Source organism: Zhenpiania hominis, assembly GCF_014333425.1.
Lineage (GTDB): Bacteria > Bacillota > Clostridia > Peptostreptococcales > Anaerovoracaceae > Hominibacterium > Hominibacterium hominis.
In genome coordinates this window covers 137,348-145,981 of the sequence record NZ_JACRYT010000007.1, presented here as the reverse complement: position 1 = coordinate 145,981, position 8,634 = coordinate 137,348, and the positions used below count along the sequence as shown (strand labels likewise).

The following is an 8,634-nucleotide window of genomic DNA, read 5'->3' as shown; positions in this document are numbered from 1 at the left end:
CATCGATATCAGAAATCCCTCCGGAATATGCTTTCTCCAATATTTTGTTGATGAGTTTTTTTGCGATTTGTTGTATAATTGTTTCCATAAGAGACCAGTTCCTTTCGTGAGTTTTTGTGGTGAAAACTATTTTATCATTTTGGAACTGTCTCTTTTTATTTCTCTCTCAAAAATTCCACAATTATTTTACACTATCGAGCGGGTTATCATACGCCGCTCCGCTTGTACCTGCCGGTTATTTGGCCGGTTTTTAGCGCGAAATCAAAGCTCAAAAGTCTTGATGATTCCGTTTTGATCCACAATGTCGACCGTTTTCAGGCTGCGGATTCCCATATCCTCTTCCAGACTGTCGGTTTCCACAACTATTTTCTGCTGATGATCCAAAGATAAATCAATCTGGCTGGACAACGAAAGCTCAATCGTATCGTTTCCATCCGGACTGTTTCCAATGGTATATCCCACCACACTCCGATAGAATGGTAAATCTGTGGTGATCACCAGGCGATCTTCATAGGCCTGAAGCGAAAGGATCTGTTCCGGTGAAGAAATATCCCGGTATTCCACTACTTTATAAATTCCAAACAAACCGGCCAGAATCACCACAATGAGCAGAGCGCTCAGAATTTTAATTTTCCGGCTCTGAGATTTTCGAATATTGGTGTCTCTGGCAATATCTTTCACAACTTCACTTTCCTTTCCCAATAACGTATCCAGTGAAAGATTCAATACGTCTGAAATGGACACAATTAACTGCAGATCCGGATAGTTTCTTCCAATTTCCCAATTAGAAACAGTCGATCTGCCAACGTTCAGCTTGTTTGCCAGCATCTCCTGGGTCATATTCAGTTCCTGACGGCGAGCTTTAATTTGCGCTCCGATTTCCATAAACATTCCTCCTGATGATTAAAACATAAAAACTCCATCGGTTCCAGCCAGCAGCGCGCACATATTGAAAATTCAACAATGCCACAACTGCTGACACTCTGATTTTCCATAAAGCTATTGTGAATTTTTCCATTTCATGATAACTATAGAATACATGATTGTAACGGAAAAGAAAAGGAAAGAAAGACATGTCTGTCAAACAGAAAAACACGGACGATTTCACCTTTGATGGGATTTCGTTTTCTGGATAGCTACAATCATGAGAAGTGTGTATTCATAATAGATAAGGGGGAGTTCCGATAAAAGGAGATCTCCCCACCCAACCACTGAGAGGCGGCAAGTCCGCCTCTGTATTGTTTGTCGTTGGTTTTCGTCAGGCTTTGCGGGCTTCTTCCAGAACCTCTTTTATTACTTCCAGCGCTTTTTCGTTCTTCCCCTCTTCCAGAAGTGCTTCAAGGGATAATAACAATGTCATCAGTTCTAATCTCGTCATCTCTTCCAATTTTGTTCTCCTTTCTCCCAATTGCCGGGTAATTGTCAACCGGTATCTCCTTTGACAATTCCAGTCTATGATACACATAGTTTAATGTGGGGGCGGTTTAAAGTCAATAAACCTTTTTCCACGAAGAGCGGCGAAGTGCATGAACAGTCAATCGTAAGAATAAAAATTCGAAGAGTAACTTGTGAGGTTCACAAAAATTGTCCAATTTTTAAAAGTTATTTCATTTGGACACGTTTTTGAGAAAGTCCGGTTGCCCGTCGTGTGGATTCTTTCACAAAGCAGTCTCAATCGTTGAAAACAGAGCGAAAAAAGCGGGTAATAAATATGCAGACACAGAAAAACGTGGCCAAAACCAACTTTTTTGTGGACTGGACACGTTTTTGAAGCATTTTCCAGGCATTCCAACCAGCGACAAAAAACGCTTGCTTTCCCAGGGCCTTTTTAGGATAATAAGAGCGAGAAGAGGGAAAGGAGACAAAAAGCTTGAAAAATTTTATTGAACTGCAGGACGTCTGCCTGAAGCTGGGAGCGGACTTTGAAATTCAGAACCTCAGCTTTCATGTGGCAGAGGGGGAAATCTTCGGCTTTCTGGGGCCTTCCGGGGCAGGAAAGACGACGACCATCAAGCTGCTGACCAAACAGCTGAAAAAAGACAGCGGCAGCATTTTTTTAATGGGGGAGCCCATTGAAGAAACACCCAGATCCCGATACGATGAAATCGGGATTCTTTCGGATACCAGCAACCTGTATGATCGCATGACCATTGAAGAAAACCTGAACTTTTTCGCGGAACTGAAAGGTGTGAAAAAAGATAAGGTAGAGGGAATTTTACAGCGGGTGGAACTTTTAAAAGAGCGCAAACGCCCTTTTAAAAAGTGTTCCAGGGGGATGAAGCAGAGAGCGATTCTGGCCGCCGCGGTTCTGAATCAGCCGCCGCTTCTGTTTCTGGATGAGCCGACCAGCGGGCTGGATCCGGCTACAAGCCAGGAGATCCACAAGCTGCTGACGGATCTCAATGAGCAGGGAACGACGATTTTTCTTACTACCCACAATATGGAGGAGGCGGATAAACTCTGCCGGCGGGTAGGGATTCTCAATCAGGGCAGGCTGATCGCCTGCGATACGCCGCAGAATCTGAAGCTGCAATTTGCCAGAGATGAAGTACAGCTCCTGACAAAGGATCGGAAAGTCCTGCGGGTAAAAAAGAACCAAGAGGGCGCAAAGGCGATTTACGATGCGATTTGCGGAGGCGACTGTCTGACCATTCATTCCAGAGAGCCGAATCTGGAAGAAATCTTTTTACAGCTGACGGGGAGGGAATTTTAATGGGAATATCCGCAAGAAAGATTCAGATTTTGTTTAAAAAGGATTTTAAAGATATCCTGAAAAATATATCCATATCGATCAGTATGATCATTCCGCTGTTTTTCGCGGTGCTGTACAAATATCTGTTCAGCGATATTCCTATGCCCCGCGCGTATCTTTTGATGCTGGTGCTGGCGCTGAACCTGACCATGACGGCCGTCATGATTCCTGCTACATCCATCGCTGAGGAACGGGAAAAGAATACGCTGAGGACTCTGGCCCTTTCCAATGTCAGCGGGTTCGAGTTCTGTATGGCGAAGATGCTGGTGACCAGCTTCTTCCTCTTGGTTACAAATATAATTATTTTCCTTCTGATGGGAGAAGCGGTAAAGTATCTTCCGGCATTTATTGTGATAACGCTTATCGGGGCGGTTCCCCTGATTGTGCTGGGGGCGGCAGTGGGTCTGGCGGCAAGAGATCAGATGACGGCGGGGGTATATGAGATCCCGTTGATGCTGGTTTTCCTTTTCCCTACGATTTTTTCCGACATGAATTCCGTGGCGGAAAAAATCGCGGATCTCACGCCATGCAATACGGTAGTGGAAATGGTTCTCATCCTGACAGACGGGAATTTTCTGTCAAAGGAAACCCTGTTTCCCGCCGTGGTTACTTTGGCGTGGATTGTGGTTGCCATCGGAATTTTTATCTGGCTGTTCCGGCGCAAGGGTGTGGATAATTAGTGCGTCTCCAATGTGATGAAAAAGGAAGCGTATTTGCTAAAACAGATTTTAATGAGTAAAGGAAAGGAAGAAGATGAGATGAAAACCATAACAACCATGTATTTCAGCCCTACCGGCGCCAGCAGGAAGATTGCCAATGGAATTGCGGGAGGTATTGCCGGGACCGGAACATTTGAACAGAAAACGATTGATTTGACAAAACCACAGGCTCGCGAAAAAACATATGAATTTCGTTCCAATGATATATTGGTAATAGGCTATCCGGTTTACGGCGGAAGGGTTCCCGCTGTTTTGCAGAACGTTCTGTGCGGGTTAAAAGGAACCGCGACGCCAGCGGTACTTGCCGCGGTTTATGGAAACCGGGATTACGAAGACGCGCTTTTAGAAGGTCAGGATCTTTTAGCGGAAGGGGGATTTACCGTGCTGGCGGCAGGCGCCTTTATCGGGGAACATTCTTATTCCGCGAAAGTCGGGGCAGGCCGACCGGACGCGGAGGATCTGCAGGCGGCAGAAGGTCTGGGTATCAAAGCCGCGGAAAAAATCAGCGCGGGCGATTATCTGGAAGTGGCGGTAAAAGGAAACCGGCCATATAAAGATCCGATGCCGGATATGCCTTTCACGCCTAAAATCACGGAGACCTGCACAGGCTGCGGACTCTGCGCGGAAAACTGTCCCATGCAGGTTATCAGCAGGGAAAATCCGACGCAGATCAATACAGGCTGCATTCTCTGCAGCGCCTGCGTGAAGCTTTGCCCGCAGCAGGCCAAGTACTGGGACGCTGAGCCGATCCTGAAGATTAAGCAGATGCTGGAAACCAAATTTGTGGAGAGAAAGGAACCGGAAATTTTTATTTGAAGGATATCTAAAATTGATAAAAAATTTCGATAATAACATTGCCCCTTGACGGAAGGAGAAAATAAGGAGTATCATTAGTTAGCTAAAACTAACTTGTGGTGCTCATTTTTTGACTTCATGTAAAAGGGAGAGTAGACATTGAAAGAACTGGAACTGACAAATATCCAAAGAGCATACCTTCTTGGTAGGGAAAAGAACTTTGAACTTGGAGGATATTCTACGCATGTTTATTATGAGTTCCTGACTGAGTTAGAGCCCGAAAGGTTTGAAAGGGCGCTTAACGAAGTAATCAGGATGCAGCCCGTCATGCGTTCGGTGATAAACGAAAATGGAACGCAGACGATAAAGGAAAAAGTGGAATATTACAGATTAAAGGTTCTGGACTGGTCAGACAGAACGGAATCTCAACTTGATGAACTTTTAAATAAAAAACGCGCTGAGCTTTCCCACAGGCTGATTCCATGTGGAACATGGCCTCCTTTCAGCTTTGAGTTTGCCATAATGCCCGATGGGAAAACCCGTTTGTTCGTAGATTACGATCTGATCGTTTCGGATGCTATAAGCTTTGTCGTTTTGTGCAGTGAGATTAAAGATATTTACGAAAACGGCCGGGCCGCCGCGATTGAGGGAACGTATACGGACTATTTGCGGCATCTCAGAGATATGAAAAAAAGCAGAAAATACCAGAGGGACAGGGAATACTGGAATAACAATCAAAGCAGGATTGCCCCCGCCCCGCAGCTTCCCTATACTTCCGCTAACCATGGAGAGGGCTTTGCAAGGAGGCACTTTTATATTGACCAGGAAACGTGGAGCAAAGGAAAGAGCTATCTGCAAAAAATAAATGTAACGCCAAATGTAGCGGCGCTGGCCGTTTATGCCTGCCTCCTTGGCTTCTGGTCAGGAGATAAGGAGTTTACCCTCAACCTTCCAATGACAAGCTCCATCCGCAAACAAAGGGGAATGGACAGAATCATCGGCGACTTCACGGAAAGCGTCCTCATTACCCTTCCCCAAAACACGGGCAGCATGGAGGAATATCTGAATATCGTTTCCGAAGCCTTTTTTTGTGCCTTCAAACACAAAAACTACGATGGCATAGAAATTATGAATGACCTGAGCAGAAAAACCGGAAAAGCAGCCATATTCCCCGTCGTATTTACAGGCATGATTTCCCAGGATATGGGATTTGAGCAGTTTGACTTTCTGGGGGAAATGGTTTACGGAATCAGCCAGACCCCTCAGGTTACACTGGATTGCCAGGTTTTTGAGACAAACGGAATGCTCAAAGTGGTTTGGGATTACAGAAAATCGTATTTTGAAAAGGCGGAGATAGACGGAATGTTTGACGAATATATCCGATTGATAAGCTGTCTTGGAAACGAAAAGCAGGCGCCCCAGATTCCCGGATATCAGAAGCGGATTCTCAGAGCGTACAATAACTCTGCCCGAGAGTTAGTTAAAACAAACTTAGTATCTTTCTGGAAAGAGGGAATGGCGATGTCGCCCGATCATATTGCGGTAAAGGATGGGAAAAGGCAATATACCTACAGAGAACTGGAACAGGTTTCAGGCGCTGTGGCGGAATATTTAACCAGGGAAGGCGTCAGAAAAGGCGACCGGGTAGGCATAATGGGAGAACGAAACATTCAGACAGTTGCCGGCATCCTGGGAATCGTAAGAATGGGAGGCGTCTATGTACCGCTAAATCCCCGCTATCCCAAAGAGCGGCAAAAATATATTCTGGAACATTCAAACTGTGTCAAAGTCATAGATTCCAATACGGTCAGCCGCGTGAACCCGGAACACGGCCTTGAACACGAAATCGGGATTTTCCCCGATGACGAGGCCTACGTCATCTATACTTCCGGGAGCACGGGAAGGCCAAAAGGCGTTGTCATTACCCATGACAGCGCGGTGAACACTATCCATGATGTCAGCAGCAGATTTTCTGTCAGTAAAGAAGATGTTTTGCTGAACGTCGCTTCTTTCGGGTTTGATCTTTCCGTATACGATATCTTCGCGGCTGCCGCGGCAGGCGCGACCCTTTATATTGCCCGGGATCCCAGAGATATGGAAGATGTGCGGAAGGTGATAAAAGACGAATCGGTCACAATATGGAATTCGGTTCCGGCGGTAATGGGGCTTTTGACAGATGTCATGGAGGACGGGGAACAAATGGATACGCTGCGGCTTGTGCTTTTAAGCGGCGACTGGATTCCCGTTGACCTGCCGGAAAAGATAAAGAACCATTTCCCCGCTGCCAGGATTATCAGCATGGGCGGAGCGACGGAAGCGTCCATTTGGTCGGTTGTTTATCCGATCGAACGTGATACGCGCGCCCTTGCAAGCGTGCCTTATGGCTATCCTATGGCAAATCAGAACATGTATATTCTTGACGAAAACCGGCGTGAAGTGCCCCTCGAAACTCTGGGCGAAATCTATATTGGAGGACGGGGCGTGGCGAAAGGCTATGACAATGACAGGGAAAAAACAGACAGCGCCTTTTTCAACCACGAAGAATTTGGAAGAATTTACAGAACCGGCGATTACGGCAGAATAAAACGAGAAGGCTATATGGAGTTTTGCGGCAGGAGAGACAGCCAGATAAAAATGAACGGCCACAGGATCGAACTTGGGGAAATCGAAAGTACGCTGCTGAGCGCGGAGAATATAGAAAAAGCGGTCCTCCGAAAGCATGAAAACGAACTAATCGCCTATATTGTCACTAAGAAACAAGCGGCGGATAAGGCGGATGAAAACCTTTCCGCCAGGCTGAAGAAGATCATAGAAAAAGAAAAGCGCGTCTGGGAAGATACCATTGATTTTAAAAAAATGCGGGATCACATGAACCGGTTAGGGGATATCGCCATATGGTACATGTACAAATTTATGGAAGATTCATGGAGATGGGACAGTCTGAAAGATTTTCTGGAGGATAAGAAGGTACTTGCGAAATATACTGATGTGGTGGAATGCTGGATCGCCGAACTGGAGCGGGAAGGATATATCCGCCTTGAAAACGGGAAAGTCCTTTTGGAAAACAGACCGGATGCTGAAAACAGAAAGGCAGTAGAAGATTTGCTGTTTCAGTCGGATTTCCACGAGGCCGTGAGAGAGATAGACGCCTATTTCTTTGAGTGCTGCGAGAATCTTGAGAGCATCCTTGCCGGAGAGCGAAATCCGCTGGAGATTTTCTATAACCAGGCAGATTCGAAAATCGCCGGAAGCATTTACGATGGAAACCGCATGTCTTCCGCCATGAATATTCTGCTGGGAAAAATCGCCGGAGAAATTGTGAAAAAACCCGGAGCCAGGATCCTGGAATTGGGCGCGGGGATCGGGAGCGCGGCCAGAAAAGTCCTGGAGAATATAAAAGACAGAGACTATGTGTACGTATATTCGGACATATCGGATTTTTTCCTGGAAAAGGCGAAGGAGGAACTGGGGGAATACACCATGGAATACATGGTTTTGGATATGAACCAAAACCTGCAGAGCCAGGGCTGCCGATACGGAGAATATGATATGGTAATCGTATCCAATACCATGCATGATTCGGAAAACATCGAAAAAACCCTTACCTGCATAAAGGAAGTTATGAAAGCGGATGGGGTGCTTGTGATCCTGGAAACCACCGAAAACACCAGAGCGCAGATGGTAAGCTTCGGGCTCCTGGAAGGACTGGCAAAGTGTGAAGATTTCAGAAAAGGCAGCGGCGGTCCGATGATAAGCTCCGAAACATGGCTCGAAACACTGGAGAAATCCGGATTTACCAGCGTTGCCACGGCTGTGGAAAAGGGCGACTTTGCGGATGAGGCGTGGCAGAATATTTTCGTTTCAAAGAAAACCCGAAGAGAGGCGGATGTTGCCGAAGAAGAACTGCTGGAACACCTCAGAAACAGGCTTCCGGATTATATGATCCCCTCCAGGATATACCGGATAGAGGACATACCCCTTTCGGCAAATGGAAAAGTAGATACTGGAAGTCTTCCGCTTCCCGCGGCGAAACAAAAGAAGCGGGGAAATGTAAAACCGGCTACGGAGAAAGAAAAAATCCTGAAAAAGCTGTGGGAAGAGAATCTGCATATAGAGGAAATCGGGGTTACGGATAACTTCTTCGCGTTAGGGGGAGATTCTCTGAAAGCCATAAAGCTGGCGACAGCGGCAAAGAAGGAAGGGATCCTTTTTGATCTGGCTCAGCTTTATGATCAGGGTACGATTCGCGGGCTGGCGCAGGCAGCAGCCTTTACCTGCGAGATGGATGAGGAAAAGGAAGAAGAAAGAGAAGCTGTAAAGGAAGAGGAACTGGAAGCAATCCTGGCAGCCATCGAATCATGAAATAAA

At 46.3% G+C, this 8,634-nt stretch carries 6 protein-coding genes; 4 read left to right on the top strand and 2 right to left on the bottom strand.

Annotation, left to right across the window (positions count from 1 at the left end; translation table 11 throughout):
* Positions 1-261: 261 nt before the first annotated feature.
* Together H9L42_RS08720 and H9L42_RS17165 are read right to left on the bottom strand one after the other, a co-directional pair.
* Entirely contained in the window at positions 262-885 is a 624-nt protein-coding gene (locus H9L42_RS08720) for a helix-turn-helix domain-containing protein (RefSeq protein WP_187303009.1), read from the bottom strand.
* Between the two features lie 373 nt (positions 886-1,258).
* Complete coding sequence (locus H9L42_RS17165; protein WP_283243232.1) at positions 1,259-1,387, bottom strand: hypothetical protein; 129 nt, start codon at positions 1,385-1,387, stop codon at positions 1,259-1,261.
* A 483-nt stretch (positions 1,388-1,870) separates the two neighbouring features.
* On the opposite strand from H9L42_RS17165, the gene H9L42_RS08715 reads away from it, so the two are divergent.
* The 4 genes from H9L42_RS08715 to H9L42_RS08700 all read left to right on the top strand — a co-directional run bounded on the left by H9L42_RS08715 (position 1,871) and on the right by H9L42_RS08700 (position 8,628).
* Positions 1,871-2,713 carry an ABC transporter ATP-binding protein gene (locus H9L42_RS08715; protein WP_187303008.1) on the top strand — a complete coding sequence of 281 codons (843 nt, stop codon included), beginning with the start codon at positions 1,871-1,873 and terminating at the stop codon, positions 2,711-2,713.
* Positions 2,713-3,432, top strand: a complete 720-nt coding sequence (locus H9L42_RS08710; protein WP_187303007.1) for an ABC transporter permease — start codon at positions 2,713-2,715, stop codon at positions 3,430-3,432. The genes H9L42_RS08715 and H9L42_RS08710 overlap by 1 nt, the downstream gene beginning before the upstream one ends.
* A 78-nt stretch (positions 3,433-3,510) precedes the next feature.
* The gene (locus tag H9L42_RS08705) at positions 3,511-4,287 is read left to right on the top strand and encodes an EFR1 family ferrodoxin (RefSeq protein ID WP_187303006.1); all 777 of its coding nucleotides are present in this window, start codon (positions 3,511-3,513) and stop codon (positions 4,285-4,287) included.
* 138 nt (positions 4,288-4,425) lie between these two features.
* Positions 4,426-8,628, top strand: a complete 4,203-nt coding sequence (locus H9L42_RS08700; protein WP_187303005.1) for a non-ribosomal peptide synthetase — start codon at positions 4,426-4,428, stop codon at positions 8,626-8,628.
* The last annotated feature ends 6 nt before the right edge of the window (positions 8,629-8,634 follow it).